Source organism: Psychrobacillus sp. FSL K6-1267 (assembly GCF_038003265.1).
Classification (GTDB): domain Bacteria; phylum Bacillota; class Bacilli; order Bacillales_A; family Planococcaceae; genus Psychrobacillus; species Psychrobacillus faecigallinarum.
On sequence record NZ_JBBOOR010000001.1, the window covers coordinates 832926 to 856691 of the forward strand.

22 protein-coding genes are annotated in these 23766 nt (G+C 34.6%); 18 read left to right on the forward strand and 4 right to left on the reverse strand.

Annotated elements, in window-relative coordinates; genetic code table 11:
• Positions 1-3: 3 nt before the first annotated feature.
• A complete protein-coding gene (locus MHB55_RS04215; protein WP_225215887.1) occupies positions 4-1266 on the forward strand; it encodes an erythromycin esterase family protein in 1263 nt (420 codons plus the stop codon).
• Between the two features lie 429 nt (positions 1267-1695).
• Here the strand turns inward: MHB55_RS04215 and MHB55_RS04220 are convergent, their stop codons facing one another.
• The 4 genes from MHB55_RS04220 to MHB55_RS04235 form a co-directional block, all read right to left on the reverse strand.
• On the reverse strand, positions 1696-2148 hold the full coding sequence (locus tag MHB55_RS04220) for a hypothetical protein (protein ID WP_144540382.1): 453 nt from the start codon (positions 2146-2148) through the stop codon (positions 1696-1698).
• Positions 2149-2203: 55 nt separating this feature from the next.
• Positions 2204-2443: a hypothetical protein gene (locus tag MHB55_RS04225; RefSeq protein ID WP_191696617.1), complete on the reverse strand. Its 240-nt coding sequence runs from the start codon at positions 2441-2443 to the stop codon at positions 2204-2206.
• A 163-nt stretch (positions 2444-2606) separates the two neighbouring features.
• Positions 2607-3845, reverse strand: coding sequence for an NlpC/P60 family protein (locus MHB55_RS04230; RefSeq protein ID WP_340862672.1), 1239 nt, complete (start codon positions 3843-3845; stop codon positions 2607-2609).
• A complete protein-coding gene (locus MHB55_RS04235) occupies positions 3832-4173 on the reverse strand; it encodes an S-layer homology domain-containing protein (protein WP_340862673.1) in 342 nt (113 codons plus the stop codon). The genes MHB55_RS04230 and MHB55_RS04235 overlap by 14 nt, the downstream gene beginning before the upstream one ends.
• A 382-nt stretch (positions 4174-4555) precedes the next feature.
• On the opposite strand from MHB55_RS04235, the gene MHB55_RS04240 reads away from it, so the two are divergent.
• From MHB55_RS04240 to MHB55_RS04320, 17 genes are all read left to right on the forward strand, one after another.
• Positions 4556-5698, forward strand: a complete 1143-nt coding sequence (locus MHB55_RS04240) for a hypothetical protein (protein ID WP_340862674.1) — start codon at positions 4556-4558, stop codon at positions 5696-5698.
• 127 nt (positions 5699-5825) lie between these two features.
• On the forward strand, positions 5826-6506 hold the full coding sequence (locus MHB55_RS04245) for a hypothetical protein (protein WP_191696614.1): 681 nt from the start codon (positions 5826-5828) through the stop codon (positions 6504-6506).
• 147 nt (positions 6507-6653) lie between these two features.
• Positions 6654-7382 carry a YveK family protein gene (locus MHB55_RS04250; protein ID WP_144540371.1) on the forward strand — a complete coding sequence of 243 codons (729 nt, stop codon included), beginning with the start codon at positions 6654-6656 and terminating at the stop codon, positions 7380-7382.
• Position 7383: 1 nt separating this feature from the next.
• Positions 7384-8094, forward strand: coding sequence for a CpsD/CapB family tyrosine-protein kinase (locus MHB55_RS04255; protein ID WP_151111194.1), 711 nt, complete (start codon positions 7384-7386; stop codon positions 8092-8094).
• Between the two features lie 55 nt (positions 8095-8149).
• Complete coding sequence (locus tag MHB55_RS04260; protein WP_340862675.1) at positions 8150-8917, forward strand: tyrosine-protein phosphatase; 768 nt, start codon at positions 8150-8152, stop codon at positions 8915-8917.
• Positions 8918-9435: 518 nt separating this feature from the next.
• Positions 9436-11268, forward strand: a complete 1833-nt coding sequence (locus MHB55_RS04265; RefSeq protein WP_144540365.1) for a polysaccharide biosynthesis protein — start codon at positions 9436-9438, stop codon at positions 11266-11268.
• Between the two features lie 109 nt (positions 11269-11377).
• Positions 11378-12493 (forward strand): DegT/DnrJ/EryC1/StrS family aminotransferase, encoded by a 1116-nt coding sequence (locus MHB55_RS04270; protein WP_186318241.1) that lies wholly within the window; start codon positions 11378-11380, stop codon positions 12491-12493.
• 3 nt (positions 12494-12496) lie between these two features.
• Positions 12497-13132: a sugar transferase gene (locus tag MHB55_RS04275; RefSeq protein WP_340862676.1), complete on the forward strand. Its 636-nt coding sequence runs from the start codon at positions 12497-12499 to the stop codon at positions 13130-13132.
• A 26-nt stretch (positions 13133-13158) separates the two neighbouring features.
• Positions 13159-13791, forward strand: coding sequence for an acetyltransferase (locus MHB55_RS04280; protein WP_144540363.1), 633 nt, complete (start codon positions 13159-13161; stop codon positions 13789-13791).
• 35 nt (positions 13792-13826) lie between these two features.
• Positions 13827-15116, forward strand: a complete 1290-nt coding sequence (locus MHB55_RS04285) for a phenylacetate--CoA ligase family protein (RefSeq protein ID WP_151111186.1) — start codon at positions 13827-13829, stop codon at positions 15114-15116.
• Positions 15117-15143: 27 nt separating this feature from the next.
• On the forward strand, positions 15144-16382 hold the full coding sequence (locus tag MHB55_RS04290) for a glycosyltransferase family 4 protein (protein WP_340862677.1): 1239 nt from the start codon (positions 15144-15146) through the stop codon (positions 16380-16382).
• Positions 16383-16428: 46 nt separating this feature from the next.
• Complete coding sequence (locus MHB55_RS04295; RefSeq protein ID WP_340862678.1) at positions 16429-17553, forward strand: glycosyltransferase family 4 protein; 1125 nt, start codon at positions 16429-16431, stop codon at positions 17551-17553.
• Between the two features lie 18 nt (positions 17554-17571).
• Positions 17572-18756: an O-antigen ligase family protein gene (locus tag MHB55_RS04300; RefSeq protein WP_340862679.1), complete on the forward strand. Its 1185-nt coding sequence runs from the start codon at positions 17572-17574 to the stop codon at positions 18754-18756.
• Positions 18753-19973, forward strand: a complete 1221-nt coding sequence (locus tag MHB55_RS04305) for a lipopolysaccharide biosynthesis protein (RefSeq protein WP_154311396.1) — start codon at positions 18753-18755, stop codon at positions 19971-19973. The genes MHB55_RS04300 and MHB55_RS04305 overlap by 4 nt, the downstream gene beginning before the upstream one ends.
• 86 nt (positions 19974-20059) lie before the next feature.
• Entirely contained in the window at positions 20060-21373 is a 1314-nt protein-coding gene (locus MHB55_RS04310; RefSeq protein ID WP_340862680.1) for a nucleotide sugar dehydrogenase, read from the forward strand.
• A 297-nt stretch (positions 21374-21670) separates the two neighbouring features.
• Entirely contained in the window at positions 21671-22234 is a 564-nt protein-coding gene (locus MHB55_RS04315; protein WP_340862681.1) for an acyltransferase, read from the forward strand.
• A 177-nt stretch (positions 22235-22411) separates the two neighbouring features.
• A complete protein-coding gene (locus MHB55_RS04320) occupies positions 22412-23539 on the forward strand; it encodes a DegT/DnrJ/EryC1/StrS family aminotransferase (RefSeq protein ID WP_144540347.1) in 1128 nt (375 codons plus the stop codon).
• Positions 23540-23766 lie beyond the last annotated feature (227 nt).

Here is a 23766-nt window from a genome sequence, read left to right on the forward strand (position 1 = left end):
GGGATGATGAAAATTAATAATAAGAGTTTTATATTATGTTTGGTAATTTTTATTTCTGTTTTATTGATCGGGTGCAATGGCGAAGCAGTTGACGATGCAGAATCATACATTACCCAAGTGGAGGATATTGACATCCCAGATAATGTGAAGTTAATCGGCTTAGGGGAGGCAACACATGGGAACATTGAATTTCAAAAACTGAAAAAAGATGTATTTGAGGTGTTAATAAAAAATGAAAATGTCCGTGTATTTGTCTTAGAGGGTGATTTCGGAGGTGGACAGCAAATAAATCAATTCATTTTAAATGGAAATGGCACAGCTGAAGAGGCAGTAAACACGCTAGACTATAGTATTTATAAAACGGAGCAAATGGTCAATCTTGTACAATGGATGCATGATTATAACGCGACAGCGAGCGAGGAAGAGAAGGTTTATTTTTATGGTAATGACATGCAACGCTATGACTATAGTAAAAAAGGCGTGCTCGAATACTACAAAGCCGTAAACCCAGATTTGTTCAAAAATTATGACTCAAAGTTGGAGATCGTCACCAATGAGAAAATGCGTGAGTTAACGAAGGAGCAATTGCACGATATCAATGAAACAGTTGAAAATATCATTTTAGACTTACAATCAAATAAAGCAGCTTATGTAGAACAATCTTCCGAGGAATCCCATGTCTTTGCCCTACAAAATGCGCAAATTTTGAAGCAGCGTACGCAATTGTTTTTGAATGAAGGAGAATACACGCAGCTTCGCGATCAATATTTAACGGACAACTTACAATGGATTATTGATTATGAAGCAGCACGAGGAAACGAAAAAGTATTTATCAATGGTCATAATGGACATATTGAAAAAACATCAGCATCTTTAGCTGGCTATAAGTCGATGGGAAATTATTTAGATGAACGATACGGTGAAGAGTATTTTGCAATAGGTAGCGACTTTATCAAAAGTAAGTTTCAATCGAAAAATGGTAGTGGGGAACGAAAGAATTTTACAGTGAAGAATCACAATGATTTAGTGGATGCCTTCAGTGAGGTGGAATCAAATACTTTCTTTGTGGATTTTGAAAATGCGAGTGAGTCAGATGAGTTATCGGATATAATTTCTTCGGAGCAAAAGATGGCTAATATCGGGGATGACTTTCGTATGTGGTACAAGTTTTTAAAGATGTTTTATACGATTGAAATGACACCGAATGAAGCATATGACGGTATGATTATCGTAAAGGAAGCAACACCGACTAGTGTAAAAGAATAAAAAATAAACGAATCCATTTTGATATTTAGTTATCTAAATGGATTCGTTTTTTTTTTATAACATATTGGTATATGGGAGTGTATAAGCTATGACTAGGACTTGTTTTTGTTATTAAAACTGAGCTCATTTCAAAATAGCACTTTACTAATAAAATACGAACATTTATCTCTTTGTTGATTGCAGCGACAGGCGACGCCAGTGGAATGAGTGAGACAGATAAGCCAACACAAACGATGCGTTAGCAGCGGTGAGGGCTTACCTTACCGCTCATGCCACGGAAAGCGTCCGCTGAGAGTGGAAATTGTGATTTTTCATTCATGTTTTCAATATAAGTAGGATAACTTAACTCGGCATTTCGTAATATGCAATAGCATCATTGAAAAGGTAGCATATTTATTATACGCGACGGTAGAAAGTGTAAAACAATCTTTATTCAACGACAACTGAGAAAGCATAGTTTCCGTCTCCTTGCTTCCAATCAGCTGTTATATAGTAGACATATACTCCTTTTTCCTTTGGAGCTACGATTGAATTATCTTTCATTTGAATAGCATTTACATTTTCTTCATCGATCCATTGCTCCACTATTAATGATTCATCGATGGGGTCTTTTCTAAAATCAATTTTAATTTCTTCTCCTGGAGAAACAGATGTGGGCGTATGTTTTTTTGCCATATCTAACGGACTGGTATAAACCATATCAACACACTTGGCTGATATCGGTCCGTTCCAACAATAAGAACCCTGTGTGGTAGAAATTTTTGTTTTTCCAACTGTTACAGTTGGAGAAGGAGGCTCTGAACGAAAAGGCTCAAAAACAAAAAATCCAATAATAATTAGACCGATGATACTTACTGTTAAAATCCTTCTAATGATTATCACCCCTTTATCTACAATAGACGTAGAGATTCGGAATGTGTTACATAAAATGGTAGAACTATATTTTTATCGAAGGTTTAGTGCGTGTTATAAAACTCTTCACCTTATATACACCCCATAGCGCAAAAGTTACGGTTAAGGCGGAAATAGTATATTGTAGGTAGCCCGCCAATTCTAAACCATTTGTTGTTGAGTAAGAATTTGGATTATAAAGCAGTGTTAAAATAACTCCCTGTATTAAATCAGCTACTCCAACTGAGATAAGTACAATGATGAAAATACTAATTATTTTTTTCATTATTCTTCCTCCTATCTATCATACTTACTGATTTTACACGTAAAAAGTTTCAACATTATTCCTGATCGCGCAAATTCGGCTTCTTTAAATAGCTTAGGAATTCAAATTAAAAAAACTGCTGCCTTAGCCGCAGCAGTTTAACTAAATTTTTTCCTCCATCTAATCAGTCCAAATATCTCCGTGCACCTGCATAATTCGTCTTAAAGGTCCCAACATTCATCGACTCAATTTTTACCTTAGAGGAGGAGCTTGGGGCATGAAGCATTTTACCTTCTCCGATGTAAAGACCCACGTGATATACCTTTCCTTTTCCTCGATTACCTGCAAAAAACACTAAATCTCCTGGTTGAAGGTTAGCCTTTGACACAGCTTTCCCTTTTGTTGCTTGAACAAAGGAGTCTCTTGGAATGATGATTCCGTGATTTTTGTAGACAGAGTAGATGATGCCTGAACAATCATATCCAAAGGAGGAGGTGCCACCCCAGAGATATGGGAGGTCTAGGAACATTTTGGCACTATTTACGATATCCTTTTGATTTGGTTTAGGGATAGATTGGTAGTTTTTAAATAATTTCGCGTCTTTTTTTTGCATGTACTTCACGCCGTTTTGTGGAGTTTGCACGTGTAACCAATTGCCTTCTTCCTTGATGACTGGAAGGATAGTAGAGTAGCTGAGACTGATGTATTTATTTTTTTTTGCAGTATCGCTATAAAGCATGGTGCTTTTTGCATTTACTACTGCAATGGAGCAATCTGAATAATCCTTAGCTGTTTCTATTATATGTGATTTTGGCACCCAGCCCGGATAGCCTTCCTTTTGGTTAGGAACATATTGGTCCTTTACAGCTATTTTGACCCAGTTGCCACTAGTTTTCAAAATGGTTACTTCATCTCCAAACAATGCTTGGGTGTCGACTCTATTAACCAACCACCATTTTTCCTTTTGACTCATATTTTTTGTCCATTTATGAATGTCTACAGGAGCCGTTATAGACGGTTTATCTACAGTACGATAAGCGTTTGGCAGCTTCCACAGTGTAGTGACCTGAACATTTACTTTCACTATTTTTTTATTGCTAGGTTTCTCACAGGACTTAGTAGGAGGAGCAGCAGGAGTGGGGGTTTTACGTAAATCTGGCTGAAGGCTACGTGCTAACCAAACAGCAAAGTCTCCTCTTGTTACATTTTCTAATGGTCTAAAAGTATTGTCGGAAGAGGTGCTAATGATATTGTGAAATTGCAGTGTTTTTATATCATCCGTCACCCAATATTCCGGTAGTACATCTTTAAAAGTCTTCGGAACAGTTCCAGTCAATCCAAATGCTCGAACAAGAAAAACCGCAGCTTCTCCTCTAGAAAACGGCTGCTCTCTATTAAATGCACCTTCTTCATCGAGGCTCATAATCCCCCTTTTCTACTACAGCTGCAATGATTGGATAGCTAGCGTGATCTGAATCTAGATCCGTCACTATTACTTCAAATGGTTTAGTAGTATCAAGGTCAAGTGCTTCGACGAATAATTCAGCAGCCTCTAAGCGAGTCATATCCTTATTTATACCAAAATTACTAGCCGAATTTGCAACAATAATACCTTTTGCAACTAAGAAATCAAAGGCGGCTTTGTCTGGATGGGTATCCACAATGTCCTTATATAGTGCAGCGGCTGATGCGGTAGTGTAAGAGGACAATAGCAGAACAAACAAGGCGACAATCATGATGATTTTCTTCAAATTCTTGCTCCTTTCCTATTAACAACTATATAACCGAATGGTTGTTTATAAATATATTATATGGTTTAAAATGGAAAAATAAAATGCTATTTTATCCCTAAAAAATGAAATTAATAAAATATTATGACTTTAATATACTACTAATTACTAAAAATTAATTTTATAGTTATGAATATATTGAAGGATAAAAATCCTAAAAAAGGAATTTGTGAAATAGATATAATTTACCATAGTTAATTAAATTATCCATATAAATGGTACGAAAATTGTGAATTTATGGGGTTTTTGTTTGAAATTTGTCGAAACGGAGAGTACTATGAAGCTGTTGAAATATATTGGTCATTCTCAACATACTTTACTATTAGATAAGAGGAGGAGTAATATGACAAGGATTTGGAAACAAACGGCAGCAGCAGTATTGTTAACATCTTCAGTTCTATCATTTTCATCCGTGGCTTATGGGAACACATCAAATGTAAATCGATCCATTGAGGCAACAAAAGCTGAATTGAATCGAAGTACGACACATTATGTTTACCCGGCGTTGGAAGACAAATTGGTATCAAGTAACTCACTTAATTCATCGTTAAATAGTGCAAAGAAGAACTACCAACAAACTAGAAATCTGATAGCTTCGTCTACCTATTCTTCTTCACAAAAGCAATCATATCTAAGAGAGTTAGATGCACTGTACGATGAGAAAGTATCAAAAGGAATGGTTCCATATATTGATGCATATAATTACGCGACAAAATATCTTGTACCTATTATGAATAATATTAACAATGCTCAATCTAGGAATGATTTTGCAACAGTTGAAAAAGAATATCATAAATTATCCTATCAGCTAAAAGGTAGAACAGCTATCTTATATAGATTTTCAGGTAAGGCAGCTCGAGATTTATTACTTGAACAGTACAAAAAGCCAGCTGATGCTAAGCGCGCTGAGCTAATGGTTCCTGTAACTATTTATATGAAAACTGTTAAAATTAACGATTTCTTAGCTGCGGGTAAACTTATAGAAGCCCAAGCTGCCTACAATGAAATTAATGTTCTTTTAAGCAGTCTACCATCTTCCACGAACAATCCGTTTATAGCGGCATTATTAGAGGAGGTAGCTAAAGCTAAAAAAGCAATTGATAATGCAGCTAATCCGCTACAACAAGAGATTCTTAACTCTAAAATTGCTAACTTAGTCACAACATTAAATGCAGCTCAAAGTAATATTGCTACGTTAGAATCAACTGGACTGAACGCTGTAACTGTGACAGTTAAGGCTGATGCAAAACCAGAGGATGTAGCGAATTATTTAGGGCAAGAACTTTTTAATAATGTGGTTAGTCAATTGGGAGTAACTCATGTTAATGGTTTCACTCCTCTTTCACCAGAGGGACTGGCTTACGTTAAAGCACTGGTTCCTGGAGCTGACTCATTGGGAGATGTAAAAGGAAAAACAATTTCACTTCCTTTAACAGTAAACAATGGCGTGCCGATGAATGTGGATTTTACCATTACATTTAAATAAGTTACTAATCTATTAGGCCCACCACATATAAAAAGTGGTGGGTTTTTATACATAATGTTGGCACATTATATACTATTAGAATATTTATCATGCTAAACTAAGGTTACTTTTCGGGAGGGATATATCAATGAAGAAGTTGAAGATTTTTGCTATTATTGTCCTTGTTTTAATTATCGCAGGGGGCAGTTACTTACTGTATACTTTTAAATTTAAGGAATATGATGTTGCAGATGACGAAGTAAAAGAAATTGTAGAAAAAGAACCGTATAAAGTAGAGCTGCCAGGTGGAGTTATTATTTCTATGGATGAAAATGGTGAAGTGATAGAAGAAGAGGGAACAAGTGGAGAAACTGTAGGGAACAATGCTGTCGATGGAAACGGAGAGAGCTCCAATAACGTAACTGGAAATGATGGTACCGATAATTCTTCAGGGACAAGCTCTGGTTCCTCCAATGAAACTACGGTTGCTGCGATTAAAGAAAAATATACACCTGCTTTAGAAGGATTAGAGGATCAAGCAGATACGAAAGTAAATGCCTTGATTGTTAAAGCTAAAAAAGAATACGTAGACAAACAAGCAAATGGCGAAAAAATTAATGTTGGATATTTTTATAACAAATATATGGCTGCTGCAAAGGATTTGGAAGGGAACACAGACAAAGTGTTTGATGCAGTTTTGAATGCCGTCGAAAAAGACTTAGCAGCAAATGGCTTTGATAAGACTGAAGCTAAAGCAATGGAAGAAGAGTATGAAGCAAAAAAGAAAGCCCGACGAGATAGTATATTGAAAAAGGCTTTAGGAAATTAAATTATTGAATAAATATTCATTTAGTTTGCATAAGGATAGTAAGGATTGTTATCAGTAGTTTTAATAAGTTTGTCTATGATAGAATAATATAAACTTTTTAGCATTGTCTAATTTAGTAATAAAAGATAGAAGGAGTTATCAATTTGAATGGAAGAAACAATAACACTTCAAGATATTTTTAAAACACTTAAAAAGCGATTATCATTAATTATAATATTGACGATAATTGCATTAGCTATCAGTGCGGTAGTGAGCTATTTTGTTATAACTCCTATTTACCAATCGTCAACACAGATCTTAATAAATCAAGAGAAAACAGAGGTAAATACGTTTAGTTCACAGGATATAGAAACCAATCTTCAACTTATTAATACATATAATGTGATTATTAAAAGTCCAGCGATTTTATCATTAGTAATTGATGAGTTGGATTTAAATACTACACCTGCTGCCTTGACCAATAAAATTACAGTAAATAATGCAGAGGATTCGCAAGTAGTCAATATTACGGTTCAAGATCCTGATCCTCAAAGAGCGGTGGATATTGCTAACAAAACTGCTCAGGTTTTTCAAGCGCAAATAAAGACTCTGATGCAAGTAGATAATGTTAGTGTTCTAACTCCAGCTGTTCTTGGAGATAATCCTTCACCTGTTAAGCCAGATCCAATGTTAAACATGGCAATAGCAGCGGTAATTGGTCTGATGCTTGGAGTAGGACTTGCTTTTCTATTAGAATATTTAGATACGACTGTAAAAACAGAAGAAGATATAGAAGAATTATTAAACCTGCCTGTGTTAGGTTTAATCAGTAATATTTCAGAAAAAGATCTTCAAGACACCAAACTAGAAGTAATCGATAGACGAAAGAGGTTGTGAAATGCCAACTAACAAAAAGAAAAATAAACCATTATTGACTGCAGCTAGAAAGCTGATCACATCATCTAATCCTAAGGCAATTGTTTCAGAACAATTTAGAACGCTAAGAACAAATATCAACTTCTCAATGCCAGACAAGGAAATAAAATCTATGTTATTTACTTCTGCCTCACCTAGTGAGGGGAAATCCACAGTGGCTGCAAATAGTGCTGTGGTATTTGCACAGGAAGGAAAGAGAGTGCTTCTGATTGACGGTGATATGCGAAAGCCAACAGTGCATTATACTTTTCATCTAACTAACACTTTAGGTCTTTCTAATTTGCTTACGCGTCAAGCTCTTTTAGAGGAAGTTATTAAGCATGATGATGTACAAAATTTAGATATAATTACATGTGGCCCAATTCCTCCGAACCCAGCTGAATTACTTGGTTCTAAGACGATGGAAAAGGTCCTGGAAGACTTGAAAGAAAAATACGATATGATTATTTTTGATGCTCCTCCTGTATTATCAGTGACCGATGCACAAATATTATCTAATTTATGCGATGGTACAGTTATCGTGTTAAGTGCCGGAAAAACAGAAAAGGATGCACTATTGAAGGCTAAAGAAGCATTAATTTCTTCCAAGGCAAATATTTTGGGGGCGGTTTTAAATAACTATGTACTTCAAAAAGATCATTACTACTATCAATATTATGGATCTGAAGAGTGATTGGGAACCATCCTAATCACTCGTTTTTCTATTTAAATTGAATGGAGGTTATATTATGGTAGATATCCACGCACATATTCTTCCGGGAGTTGATGATGGTCCTGAAACGTTGGTAGAATCGCTTGGGCTTGTATATCAAGCGGTAAAAGAAGGTATTACAGATATTATTGTGACCCCTCATGCATATCATCCACAATATAAAGTGCTGAAGGAAGCTGTAGTAGAAAAATACAATAATATCAAAGAGGAAATAGCTAAAGAAAATTTGCAAATAAAATTGCACCTAGGGCAAGAAATAAGAATTGGGGATTCTATCGTAGAACAACTGAGAGAAGGGAGTGCTTTAACATTAGCTGGTTCAAAATATGTTTTGTTAGAGCTGCCATCATCGAATGTGCCCAATTATACGATAGCTATCATTCAAGAAATATTAAGCATGGGAAAAGTACCGGTCATTGCACATCCCGAAAGAAATAAAGCTATCGCAGAAAAACCGAGTAGATTACTTAAGCTTATAAATCATGGTGCTATCTCTCAAATTACAGCAGGTAGCTTAGCAGGACACTTCGGTAAAAGTATACAGAAAACCTCTATACAGCTAATAGATTGTAATTTAGTCCATACGTATGGTTCCGATGTGCATAGCAAAAAAACAAGACCATTCTTATTTGATGCAGGACTATGCTATCTAGAAAAGCAAAAAAAGCTAGATACTGTAGATATTTTTCTAGAAAACAATGCAAGAATTGTAGAAAATAAAGAAGTTATTCTTTTAGAACCAACGGAACCCACTCCTAAAAAATGGTGGAGCTTTATCGGATAACAATAACTATTCTTTTATCATATTTTTAATAAGAATTAAAGTCATACTTGAGACAAATAAGCCATCACCATCGCCCAACGAAAGCGATGGTGATGGCTTATTACTTTGCCTAATGAAATTCTATATTTGTTTGTTCTCTTTAATGAAATCTATACTTAAAAACACTTATTATCATACCCTTTTTTAAGGAAAATAAACTATATGGTAAGCTAAAACCTTTAAAATAAATTTAGAATCAAATGAACTATTCTGTAAATATAATTGTAAAATAATTGATTTTTATCATAAATAACGGTAAATAATAACAGTTAAAAAGGAATAATAAGGAAATTAATGAGGATATGTAAGATAAAATTAAAAGGACAAAATACCCACATAACAGTTATATTTCAATTGCATTACAATAAAATTACAACAAATTTATATCCAAAGTGCTATAATTATGTGCAGTGAGAATAGAAATTATACATAGGTAAAAGAAATAGCTTACATAGGTAAAAGAATAGGAGAGTGACACGATGTCATTAAAGCGAAGAATGTCGATGCTGATATTAGTCGATTCATGTATAGTGTTATTTTCAATATACATCGGCTATTTTCTACTGCATCCAATCGATAATCCATTTACGGATGTATTATTATTGATTAGTTCGCTTACGATATTTGTAGCGCATCACAGCTTTGCAATGTATTACGGACTGTATCGGAAGGTATGGGAATATGCATCCGTGAAAGAATTATTGTCGATATTTAAGGCAGTAACTTTCTCCATACTAACAGTCGCTCTTATCCAAGTAATCGTAACGGGAGACGTACTTGTTAGAGCATTATTCGTTACATGGATGTTGCATATGCTACTAATTGGTGGGACAAGATTATCTTGGAGAGTGATAAGAGACACCTTCATAAGTGGGCAAAATTTAAAAGGCTCTAAAAAAAGGACGCTTATTATTGGCGCAGGTGCAGCTGGGACAATGATTGCTCGACAATTATTGAAGAATGCGAACTCGCCGCTTAAGCCAATTGCTTTTTTAGATGATGATATAACTAAAAAGGGATTGGATATCTTTAACATGAGAGTGTTAGGTGGAACCGACATAATTGAGGATGTAGTCTTGAATCAGAACATTGAGCACATTATTATTGCTATTCCTTCAATGGAAAAGACGCGTCGTGCAATGCTTTTACAGCTATGCTTAGATACTGGAGTTCGTACGCAAACAATGCCTCTTATAGAAGACTTACTAACAGGGAAAGTATCAATCAATGAAATAAGAGATGTGAGAATTGAGGACTTACTTGGTCGTGACGAAGTAGAACTTGACCTTGAAACAATTTCATCTAAACTAACTAACAAAACTATTCTCATTACTGGAGCGGGCGGCTCCATTGGTTCAGAGATTTGTAGACAAGTAGCCAGATTCAATCCAAAGGCAATTATTCTACTCGGTCACGGAGAAAATTCTATCTATACTATAGACATGGAATTGCGACAAAAGGTTTCCATGATTACAAAAATAATTCCGATAATCGCAGATGTTCAAGACCGTGGACGTATTTTCGACATTGTATCGGAGTATAAACCTGATGTAATTTATCACGCAGCTGCACATAAGCATGTTCCATTGATGGAACACAATCCAATGGAAGCCGTAAAAAACAATATTTTCGGCACAAAAAATATTGCTGAGGCAGCAGATGTGTTCGGAGTGGAATACTTCGTTATGATTTCTACTGATAAAGCAGTTAATCCACCGAATATTATGGGTGCTACCAAACGTTTCGCAGAGATGGTTGTGCAAAATCTTGCTAAAGAGAGTAAGACGAAATTTGCAGCGGTTCGCTTTGGTAATGTTCTTGGATCTCGTGGTAGTGTAGTGCCACTCTTTAAAAAACAAATTGCTGTAGGCGGACCAATAACTGTCACAGACCCAGAAATGACGAGGTATTTCATGACAATACCCGAAGCTTCTAGACTTGTTCTTCAGGCGGGGAGCTTAGCTAGCGGGGGAGAAGTATTTGTTCTAGATATGGGCGAGCCGGTTAAAATTGTTGACCTAGCTAAAAATTTAATCAAGCTCTCTGGCTATAGAGAAGATGAAATAGGTATAGAGTTTTCAGGTATTAGACCGGGAGAAAAATTGTATGAAGAGCTCTTAAGCGAAAATGAGATTCAAAGCAGATTTATCTTTCCAAAAATTCATATTGGAAAGGCAAATCCAATCAGTCAGTCTGAATTGAAATATGTGATGGAGAAGCTTCCTCATATGAACAATGCAACACTTAAAGAAACGTTAATAGGATTAGCGAATCATAAGTTTGTCGACTCCCCTATTAAGGAACACGTTTAAAAGATAAATCTTTATAAATTTGAGAAAACATTATGTTTGGAAATAAGGTTAGATGTATGAATGTTGAAAACCTATCCAGATGCTATTTAAATAGGAAGGAAGTCAAATAATGAATGAAAGAATTTTCCTTTCGTCTCCTCATATGAGTGAGGAAGGATATGAAATGCAATATGTGAAAGAAGCATTTGATACTAACTGGATTGCGCCATTAGGAGAAAATGTAAATAATTTTGAAAAAGAACTTGCTGCAAAGGTGGGCTCGAAATCAGCAGCAGCTCTATCATCTGGAACAGCCGCGATCCATCTGGCGCTAAAGGCTGCGGGAGTAGGGGAAGGGGACATTGTATTTTGTCCGACACTAACATTTTCTGCTACTGCTAATCCTATTATCTATCAAAATGCAATACCTGTTTTTATAGATAGTGATCATGAAACGTGGAATATGTGTCCAAAAGCTTTGGAAGAGGCTTTTGCTAAGTATCCTAATGTTAAAGCTGTTATAGTGGTTCATTTATATGGTTTATCTGCCGATATGGACAAAATAGTAGCGCTTTGCAATAAGCATAATGTTGCTTTAATAGAGGATGCAGCAGAATCGTTAGGGACATATTATAAAGGGCAGCATACAGGGACCTTTGGTGACTATGGTATTTTTTCTTTTAATGGAAATAAAATCATCACTACTTCAGGTGGTGGAATGCTCGTATCTAACAATGAAGAGAGAATTGAAAAAGCAAGATTCTGGGCTACCCAATCTAGAGATCAAGCTAGACATTATCAACATAGTGAGCTCGGTTACAATTATCGAATGAGCAACGTGGTTGCTGGAATTGGTAGAGGGCAGCTTAAGGTCTTGGATAAGAGAGTGGAAAAGAAAAATTACATATTTAATTTTTACAAACAAGAGCTCAGCGGTCTAGATGGTATAGAATTTATGCCTAGTAATGAATGGGACAAGCCTAACTACTGGTTAAGCGCCTTAACTTTAAATGGACATGTTAGACCGATTGATGTTATGCAAGCCCTAGAAAACGAAAATATTGAATCTAGACCAGTATGGAAGCCAATGCATTTGCAACCGTTCTTTGAAAAATATGACTATATCGGTAGTGATGTTTCGGAAAATCTATTTAATAATGGAGTTTGCTTGCCATCTGATTCGAAAATAACAGATTCAGAACTAGAGAGAGTTACTAAGACTATAAAGAGGATTTGGGAGGCATAACTCATGAGGCAAAAAGATGGGATTTACAAAAAGCTCATTAAAAGACCATTAGATTTTATCGTTTCCCTTACGATGCTTATCATCCTTAGTCCTCTACTGCTAGTCGTGGCGATTCTCGTTAGAAACAAATTAGGGAGTCCGATTTTATTTAAACAAAATAGACCTGGTTTACATGAAAAGGTTTTTACAATGTATAAATTTCGAACAATGACAGAGGAGAGAGATGAACATGGAGAGCTGTTACCCGACCATGTAAGGCTTACTCGCTTCGGGAAATTCCTCCGTTCTACTTCCATAGATGAACTACCAGAGCTTTTAAATATATTAAAAGGAGATATGTCCTTTATTGGTCCACGACCTTTATTGGTTGAGTATCTTAATTTATATAATGAAGAGCAAAGAAAAAGACATAATGTTCGTCCAGGTTTGTCTGGTCTTGCCCAAGTAAGTGGTCGAAATTCACTTAGCTGGGAAGACAAATTCAATTTAGATGTTAAATATGTAAAGAATATATCTTTTCTAGAGGATCTTGAGATTATATTTATGACAATTAAAAAAGTGTTTGTAAAAGAAGGCATCAACTTCGACAATACTAAAACAAATAATCGATTTCAAGGAACTGGAAGTAATCAAAAGTGAACCAAATTTGAATTCGAGGGTGACATATGAAAAAGCTTTTTATAATAGGTAGTGGTGGTTTTAGTAAGCAGGTTATAGAAATTGTAGAAAAGCTAAACGTAAACGAAGAAAGATATAAACTCTTAGGCTTAATAGATGATGATGAAAATCTCGTTGGAAGCAATATAATGGGCTATGAGATTCTTGGTACAACCGATTATTTGAAAGAATACTCAGAGCAAAATGAAGTATTTGGTGTGATAGCAATAGCTAATTGTAACGTCCGAAAGCTCCTAGTTAAAAAATTAACATCCGTTAACTGGCTAAACTTAATCCATCCAGACGCTATAGTAAGTAACTATATTCAACTGGGAAAGGGTAATATTGTTTGCGCTGGTGTGGTTATAAATCCTGATTGCTATATTGAAGATCATTGTCATATTAATATAGGAACAACCATGGGACATGATATACAAATGGAGAGTTTTGTCACAGTCATGCCTGGCAGTCGAATCTCCGGTAATGTTACTCTAAAGGATTGCTCAATGATTGGGACTGGTTCTACTATTTTGCAGGGCTTGACTATCGAGGAAAACGTAAGTATTGGTGCTGGTGCAGTAGTCACAAAAAATACAAGTGCTAATGGTCTGTATAAGGGTTTACCAGCTAAGAGATATTAGATAAATAGAAGGCGATTAAATGAAGGGTGATTATAATGGTAAGAAAGACTCTTAGAGGAACTGTGTTTTGGGGAATGGATGCATTAAAAGGTAAGACAATCAAACAGAATTATAATGATATTAAACAAATAATGGAAAGTAATACTTCGAATCTTAAACAGCTTCAGTCAATTTGCAATCATGCTTATGATACTGTCCCTTTTTACAATCCATTAAAGTCATCCAATTTCAGTGATTTACCTGTTGTAACAAAAAACCATTATAAAGAAATGTATACATCTTTTCAATCTCAAAAACATTTGAATAATGTATATCATCAAATGTCTACTAGTGGTTCCACTGGAACTCCTTTTACGGTAAATCAGGACAGAGCAAAGCGTGAGAGAACGATGGCAGAGGTAATCTATTTCAATGAAATAGAAGGACAGACACTTGGTCAAAAATATATGTACTTTAAAGCTTGGCCAGAAAAGAAAACTACAATTGAAAAGCTTAAACAAAATTTAGTTCCTATAGACATATTGCGATTAGATGAAGAGGCATTAGAAAGTATTCGAAGAACATTACAGAACGATAAGCATATTAATAGCTGCTTGGCCTATGCTTCTTCCTATGAAATTCTAAGTAATTATATATATGAAAAAGGCGATACACCGGATATGTATAATTTAAAGGTTATCTTTTCTAGTTCCTCGTTATTAAAAGAAGAAACGAGAGAAAAGCTAGAGAAGATTTTTGGTTGTCCTATTATCGACAGATATTCCAATCAAGAAAATGGGATTTTAGCCCAGACAAAATCTAATGATAGAGTGTTTAGGGTAAATAGAGCAAGCTACTTTATTGAATTATTAAAGTTAGATAGTGATGAACCGGTAAACCCTGGAGAACTAGGGCGGATAGTTGTCACAGATTTATATAACCATGCGATGCCTATTATTCGATATGATACAGGAGATTTAGCTATATCAGATGATTTAGATCGTCATAATATTTCTACCTTGAGAAGTATTCAAGGAAGACGAATCGATATGGTGTATGATGCACAAGGAAATGTTTTAACGCCACATACTATAAGCGTACATATGAAACGATATAAAAAATTAAAACAATGGCAATTTATTCAAGAAGATAAAACGTATTATATTTTAAAGGTCAATGGAGCAGAGGGCATTTATGCGGAAAATGATTTTATAGATTCGTTTAAAGGAATTTTAGGTGAGGATGCCCGTATTGATGTGAAGTTTGTAAATGAGATCCCTGTTTTAGCTTCAGGTAAGTTTAAGAATACTATATGTAATTATAAAGTGCCGGAGAAAGTAAAATAATTACATCAAACAGAAGAGGATATGACAATGCAGAAAAAAACAGTATGGATTTTCAATCATTATGCTCATGGTACATACTTCAATAACGGTGGGCGACATTATTGGTTTGCCAAAAATCTTATTAAAAAAGGTTATGAGCCCACTATTTTTTGTGCAAGCACTAGACATAATAGTGATTCTCAGATATCGATAACGAACGGAACTTACGAGTTAAAGTCTGTAGAGAAAATACCTTATGTTTTTGTGAAAACTACCAAATACAAAAATGGTATAGAACGACTACAAAATATGTGGAATTTCTACAAAAACCTTTTTCCCACTACAAAGGAATATAGTAAAAAGTATGGTAAACCGGATATAATCATTGCTTCTAGTGTACATCCACTAACTCTATTAGCAGGTATTAAGATAGCTAAAAAATTTAATGTTCCCTGCATTTGTGAGATTAGAGATTTATGGCCCGAGACAATTGTCCAATACGGAACTCTTAAAAAGAATAGTTTTGTGGCAAAGCTTTTGTACAAGGGTGAAAAATGGTTATATAAGAAGGCGGACAAGCTTATCTTTACTATTCCAGGAGGAAAGGATTATGTGGAAGAAATCGGACTCGACTCATCTAAAGTAAGATACATAAACAATGGTGTGGATTTAGAAGAGTATAATAAAAACAAAAACGAGTTCATTTACTCTGACGACAATCTTGATAATCCTTCTACTTTCAAAGTTCTTTATACGGGTAGCATGGGCGTAGCTAATGAATTAACCTATTTAGTAAAAGCAGCAGAGGAAATCCAAAATAAAGGAATAGACGATATTCAATTTATCTTATTTGGCCATGGCAGCCAAAGAGAAAAGCTTGAAGAATATGTAGCTAGTAAAGGGTTAACTAATATTGTTTTTAAAGGTAAGGTCGATAAAAAGCTAATTCCTAATATTTTAAGTAAATCTAATTTAAATATATTCACTGGTAAGCATATTCCTTTATATAAGTATGGCTTAAGCTTGAATAAGCTCTTTGATTATATGGCGTCTGGAAAGCCTACGTTGTCCAATATGGAAAATGGCTATGATATATTAACAAAGCAAAACTGTGGGAAAACTGTAAAAGGTGGCTCAGTGGACGCTTTAGTACAAGGTATTTTAGAGTTTTACCATATGGATAAGCAAGAATACAATCAATACTGTCAAAACTCTTTATCAACTATACAGAATTATGACTTTAAAACGCTAACGGATAAATTAGAGAGCATTATTATAGAAAGTTAATCGATTTTTACATACTAGTGAAAGTAACCAATGGGGTGGAGTAAATATGAAGGTTTTACATATAAATTCATATTACGGAGGCGGAATGCTATATAAAAATATATACGATCGCCAAGTAAGAAATGGCATCCCTATTGATGTTTATGTCCCAACCCCTTTTACTACGGACTTATCTCATTTACAGTTAGGGGAATATACAACCGTTAGAAAAAATCATTATAAATTTGATCGTTATTTGTTTTATGTGAAGCATAAAAAAATTTATAAGGATTTAGTAAAAAATTTCAATGTGCAGGATTATTCACTAGTGCATGCACATACTCTCTTTTCTAATGGTTATATTGCTTTGCAGACAAAGAAAAAATTTGGCATCCCTTATGTAGTAGCTGTAAGAAATACAGACGTAAATCAATTTTTTAAGCGAAGAGTTTTTTTACGTAGTTTGGGTATTGAAATATTAAAGGAAGCAGAGTCTATTATTTTTCTTTCCGATTCTTATAAAAATATTGTTGTAGAAACTTATGTTGCTGAGAAAGACAAAAAAGAAATCCTAGAAAAGTCTATCATTATTCCTAACGGGATTGATGAATTTTGGTTCAATAATTTAGGAAATCCTAAAACACTATCTCAGCCTAAAAGTATTAATATAATTTTTATAGGAGCAGTAAACAATAACAAGAATATACTGACCTCTGCTAGAGCGCTTGAGATGTTACAGGGTAGGGGCTACAAAGTTAAGTTCACTGTTGTGGGGAAGATAAGCAATGAACAAGTTTATGAAGAGCTGATGAAGTTTTCTTTCGTAAATTATTTAAAGCCTCAGCCAAAAGAGAGTCTTTTAGAAATATATCGTTCTCATGATATTTTTGTTATGCCATCTTTAACAGAAACTTTTGGACTCGTATATCCAGAAGCCATGAGTCAAGGTTTGCCACTGATTTACTCAAAGGGACAAGGATTTGATGGTCAATTTGAAGAGGGGAAAGTTGGATATCATGTTGATTCTCTTGATCCTACTATGATAGCGGACCGAATAATAGACATTATGAAAAATTATGAGGATATATCAAAAAATTGCTTGGCGCTAGTAGACAATTTTAATTGGGATAGATTGCTGACTCAATATGATGATGTATACGCTAGAGCATTGCAGAATGAATCCAAAAGATAAGAGGAATGTGAATAATTTATGGTGAAAAATAAATCAGATGATCAAAAAATAAGCATAGCAATAATGGCATCCTTTATAGTTCTTACTATACAATATTTTCTTCTGATTTATTTTAATCTTATTGGGACTGCAGTGGGCTCAGGAGTACAACTGATATCGAAAGTACTAGTAGGTGTATTGTTTTTGTATGCCTTACCTGCAGTGCTAAAAAGAAGCTTAGGGAAATTTATAGGAGTATATTTTGTAGCTATTCTCATCTTTCTTTTAAATTATTTATTTTTCCCTCAAAATCATTTCTATTTAAAGCAGTTAATATTCCCGTTATTTGGAATGTGCTTGCCGGCGTTTATATATACGATGAGCTTAAGAGATTTTGAGATTTTTAAGAAAGTGATGATCAAGTCAAGCTATATAGTATTCTTTTTTGGAGCATTATTGGGTCTCATAATAGTTTCTGGAAATGCAACTGCCGGTTCATATAGTATGGCTCTTTCCTATTATATGCTACTGCCAGCAATTCTATTTTTAGATAGTCTGATAGATAAATATTCCAACAAGGCTCTTCTTTTTTCTTTAATATCTATTTTTGTTATTCTAGCCCTTGGTTCAAGGGGGGCGCTATTATGTATTGTTGTATTTATTGCGTTAAAAATGATTCGTTTGATCTTTCAGATTTCCTATTCTAAAGTCTTTTATAACCTTTTAGTAGTGGTCAGTCTAGTTTTCTTAAGCCTCAATTTAGATAAATTATTTAATATGCTATATGAAATATTAAATAAATACGACATTAATAGTAGAAGCATAAAACTATTTTTGAGCGGTGAAGTACATCTAAGCGGTAGAGATTACATATATGAAAATCTAATAAAGGCTGTTATGAACAACCCCTTCCTAGGACTCGGACTAGGGGCGGATCGGCGAATTATTGGTAAAGAGGGAGGATATGCACATAATTTCTTTCTCGAGATGGTTGTTAACTTTGGTGTAATAGCTGGAGGTATAGCAATCCTTATCATCTTGTTTTTATTAGTAAGAAGTCTATTAACAAAAAATCTAAATAACTATTTTTTAATAATCATTTGGATTGGTTTAGGGTTTGTCCATTTAATGATAAGTAGTTCCTATATTACGGATATTAAGTTTTGGATTTTATTAGGTTTACTTATCAAACTAAATTTAGAAAACGGTGAGAGATTAACATGAAAAACAAGAAATTTCTCGTGGATTCCCTATTAAATATTATATCAGCTGCTCTACCATTACTTATCCTACAGCTTGTATCCTATCCTCTAATCGCAAAAGCTTTAGGAGGAGAAGAATACGGGCTAATAATAACACTAATCAGTGTGTTTACGGTTGTGAGTTTTCCATTAGGTAATGTATTGAACAATATACGTTTATTGAAGGATAATGAATACAAGGAAAAAAACGAAGAAGGAGATTTTAATCCTTTACTGGTAGGTTCTTCTTTTGTAAGTATTCTTCTAATTATTGCTATTTCCTTCTACATAGACTCCAGTTTAACCCTTCTGGATTATCTATTATTAAGTCTGATAACTGTTGCATCAATCTGGAAGGAGTATTTAGTAGTAACTTTCCGATTAGTTTTGAATTATAAAGGGATTCTTTTAAATAATATCTATATGAGTGTCGGTTACCTAATAGGTTCCATCATATTTTTATATTTTGAAAGCTGGCAGATTATCTATTTCACCGGACTGCTATTTAGCTTGATCTATATTTTTCGTCACACAAGCTTACATAAGGAAAAGTTTAAATTATCTGCTCTATATAAGGACACTGCTTCAAAAGGTGTATTATTGTATATAGCCAATCTATTGAAAAATGTTCTTTCATATGCTGACAAATTAATCTTACTTCCTTTGCTAGGACCTGTTAGTGTAGCTATTTATTATAGCTCCACTATTCTGGGGAAAATTATTTCGATGATGATTAACCCAGTTAACTCTGTCATTTTAAGCTATTTAGTTAAGGTAGATAATATTAGTTTGAAAAAAGTAATAAAAATGTTTAGCATCTCTTGTGTATTAGGTGCAGTCGGCTATCTTGCAACTGTTTGGATAAGCCCATACTTCTTAGGTTTTTTCTATAACGACTGGGCAAAAGAGTCGCTAGAGTTGGTTTATATTACTACAGCTACTGCTATTATAAGTGTGCTATCTACAGTAGTTCAGCCATTCAATCTTCGTTTTAACAAAATTAGCTGGCAAATTTACATGAGCGGACTTCATTTAGTCGTTTACGTTTCGGCAGCCTATTATTTTTACAAGATAGGTGGATTGAAAGGATTTACATTTGGTGTTCTTGTAGCAGCAGTTTTTAAGCTAATTATGCAGTTAAGTGTTTTTATGCTTAATTATCGAAGAAGCAAAACAGTTAAAAGTTCCAAAGGTGGTTAAGTCCAACCTAAAGGACTTCCAAAATTGGTACTAAATAAATTTACATAAACAAATAAAAAACGTTAGAAGAAAGTAGGACATAGAAGATGAAAAGAAAATTATTAGACAAGATTGAAAACAAACAAATTACAGTAGGTGTAATAGGGCTAGGATATGTTGGACTTCCATTAGCTGTTGAAAAAGCGAAGGCGGGCTTTAAAACAATAGGCTTTGATGTTCAACAAGAAAAAGTGGATATGGTCAATAAAGGACAAAATTATATTGGAGATGTAGTTGAGACAGAATTATCTAGTATAGTTGAATCTGGCTTGCTATCAGCTACCACCGATTTTAGTCATATAAAAGATGTCGATTTCATTGCTATTTGCGTTCCAACTCCTTTAGACGAATATCAACAACCAGACGTAAGCTATCTGGAAAGCTCTTCAAAAGAAATAGCTAAGTATCTTACAAAAGAAACGATGGTTGTCCTTGAGTCAACAACTTACCCTGGAACAACAGAGGAATTAATTAAACCAATTTTAGAAAATGGTTCTGACTTAGTTTGTGGAACTGATTTTTACTTAGGATTCTCTCCAGAGCGTGTAGACCCAGGTAATTTAGTTTACAAAACAAACAATACACCGAAAGTAGTTGGTGCAATTGGAGAAGAAGCTACAGAGGTTATTGCAGAAATGTATCGTGCAGTTTTAAAAGGAGAAGTAATTACTGTTTCCTCTCCGGCAATTGCAGAAATGGAAAAAATTCTTGAAAATACATATAGAAATGTTAACATTGGGCTTATAAATGAGCTTGCGATGTTAAGTAATAAAATGGGGATTAATCTATGGGAAGTTATTGATGCAGCTAAATCTAAGCCTTATGGTTTCCAAGCGTTTTATCCAGGTCCAGGGTTAGGTGGTCATTGTATCCCTCTTGACCCATACTATTTGTCATGGAAAGCTCGTGAATTTGGTTTCCACACATCAATGATTGAATCTTCGATGATGGTTAATGATCGTATGCCTGAGTATTGTGCAGAAAGAGCAAGTAAAATCTTGAACAGAGATAGAAAACCTATGAATGGATCTAGAATTTTAGTGCTAGGTGTTGCTTATAAGCAAGATATTGAAGATTTTAGAGAAAGTCCGGCTATTCGAGTAATTGAGGAGTTAGAGAAAGAAGGAGCAGACGTAGTTTACTTTGACCCATTTGTTCCTGAATATCGCGAAAATGGTGAAGTGAAAAAAGGTGAACCTGAGTTAACTGCTGAATTACTAGGTAATGCAGATCTAGTAATCATAACAACAGCTCACACAACTGTAGACTATGACTTTGTTCAAAAACATTCTAGAGTGATTTTTGATACGAAGAATGCTATGAAATCTATCACTAATAGAGAAAATGTAGAATTATTATAGTTAATTTTATTTCATAAATAGCAGTTTACCAATTAAACACGAACATCTCTTCTTTGTTGATTGGGCGGCGACTCTGGGGAGATGAGTGAGCCAGATAAGCCATCACAACGCGCGCGGTGATGGCTTATCGATCACTCCGCCGAAAGCGGCCGACAAGAACGTCAATTATATTATAAGAAGAAAAGCATGTATATATCATAGTGCCTTCTTGATTGTTCGTGTTTTTCATAAAAACAGGAATTATGAAAATGATTCAATTTTAAAAGATAACTGTATTTACGATATGGAGGCCTGAACATGAATTTCTATGTACATCCGAGTAGTTACGTAGACGAAGGTGTTATAATCGGTGAGGACACAAAAATTTGGCATTTTAGTCATATTCAAAAAGGCGCAAAAATTGGTGAAAAATGTTCTTTAGGTCAAAACGTCAATATTTCTAACAATGTCCAAATAGGTAATGGAGTGAAGATCCAAAATAATGTTTCCATTTACGAGGGTGTAGAGTTAGAGGATTACGTATTTTGCGGACCATCGATGGTTTTTACAAATGATTTGACTCCTAGAAGTAAGTATCCTAAGGGAGCAGAAGGATACAAAAGAACGTTAGTTAAATACGGTGCTTCGATTGGGGCAAATGCAACTATCGTGTGTGGTAATACGATTGGTCGTTGGGCAATGATTGCTTCAGGAGCGGTAGTAACCAAAGATGTCCCTGATTATGCTTTAATGACAGGAATACCTGCCAAACAAAAAGGTTGGGTTTGTGAATGTGGGCATGTACTGAAAAATGAGTTAAAATGTAGCGAATGTGAAAGAGAGTATAATCTTTCTAACGGGGTTCTAACAGAGGGTAAATAAAATATAGTTGAATATTTAGGCGACCAATTTTAAGTGTGTGGAGTGATAAGCAACCCCGCTGGATTTGTCGCCTGTAGTTTTAACTAGCCAGATGACTAAGGATATTTTATGATGATAAAATAATCCCTACCAAATTCACTAAAGTAACGACTATTAAGAATAGAAAGCTGGGCTATCATGGAATTTAGAGATTTAAAAACTCAATATCAAACATATAAAGATGAAATTGATACAGCAATTCAGAAAGTGATTAGTAATGCAAACTTTATAGGTGGCAATGAAGTAAAAGAACTAGAACTACAATTATCAAAGTATACAGGAGCCAAACATACTATTACATGTGCTAATGGAACAGAGGCATTATCTCTTGTTTTAATGGCCTGGGGTATTAAAGAGGGAGATGCAGTATTTTTACCTGATTTTACTTTCTTTTCAACAGGTGAAGTAGTTTCATTTGTTGGAGCTACTCCCATTTTTGTTGATGTAGATAGAAACACCTTTAATATTGATACGAAAAAACTAGAACAGGCAATCATTAAAACAATGGAAGAAGGAAAACTATCTCCAAAGGTTATCATTCCTGTAGATCTATTTGGACTTCCAGCTAATTATCCAGAGATCTTAAAAATTGCTCAAAAGTATAATCTTTTAGTTTTGGAAGATGGTGCTCAGGGCTTTGGTGGAAGCATTGATGGAAAAAGAGCTTGCAGCTTTGGTGATGCGGCAACTACTTCCTTCTTTCCAGCTAAACCATTAGGAGGCTATGGAGATGGAGGAGCTATCTTTACTGATGACGACAATTTAGCAGAGTTGTTACAGTCTCTAAAAGTACATGGAAAAGGAAGTAATAAATACGACAATGTAAGAATCGGTGTGAACTCGAGATTAGATACTATCCAAGCTGCCATTCTTCAAGTCAAACTAAAAGCCTTTGATAAGCATGAGGTTACAGATGTCAATCGTGTAGCAAGTCATTACAATGAACGCTTAAAGGATGTCGTTGAAATTCCTTATATTCCTGAAGGCTATGTTTCTAGTTTTGCTCAATACACGATTAAGCTTAAGAATAAGACTGAACGAGATAATCTCCAAAACAAGCTAAAAGAAGAGAATATCCCAAGTATGGTCTATTACGTCAAACCAATGCACAAACAAGAAGCATTTGAAAACTTAGAGTATATAGAAGAAGATTTCATCGTAACAAATGAGCTATGTGATACAGTACTTTCCTTACCGATGCATCCGTATTTGAGTGAAGCGGAAGTCGATCAAGTTTGTAAAGTTATTAAAGAATTTATGAGTTAAAATCATGAGCAGTCGAAGTAATTCGACTGCTTTTCTATACTTGATAAAGATCTAATTGGAAATTATAATTTGCTGATTTAGTTTCATCAATTTAGATAAAGAAACAAAGAAGAATATTACTGGTCAAAGAAGTTAATGTGCATCTGTCACGCAATCAACCAAGTAATAAATATTAGTACTTCACTGAACAAGTGTACTATCTATGAAATTAACACAGCTATTTATTT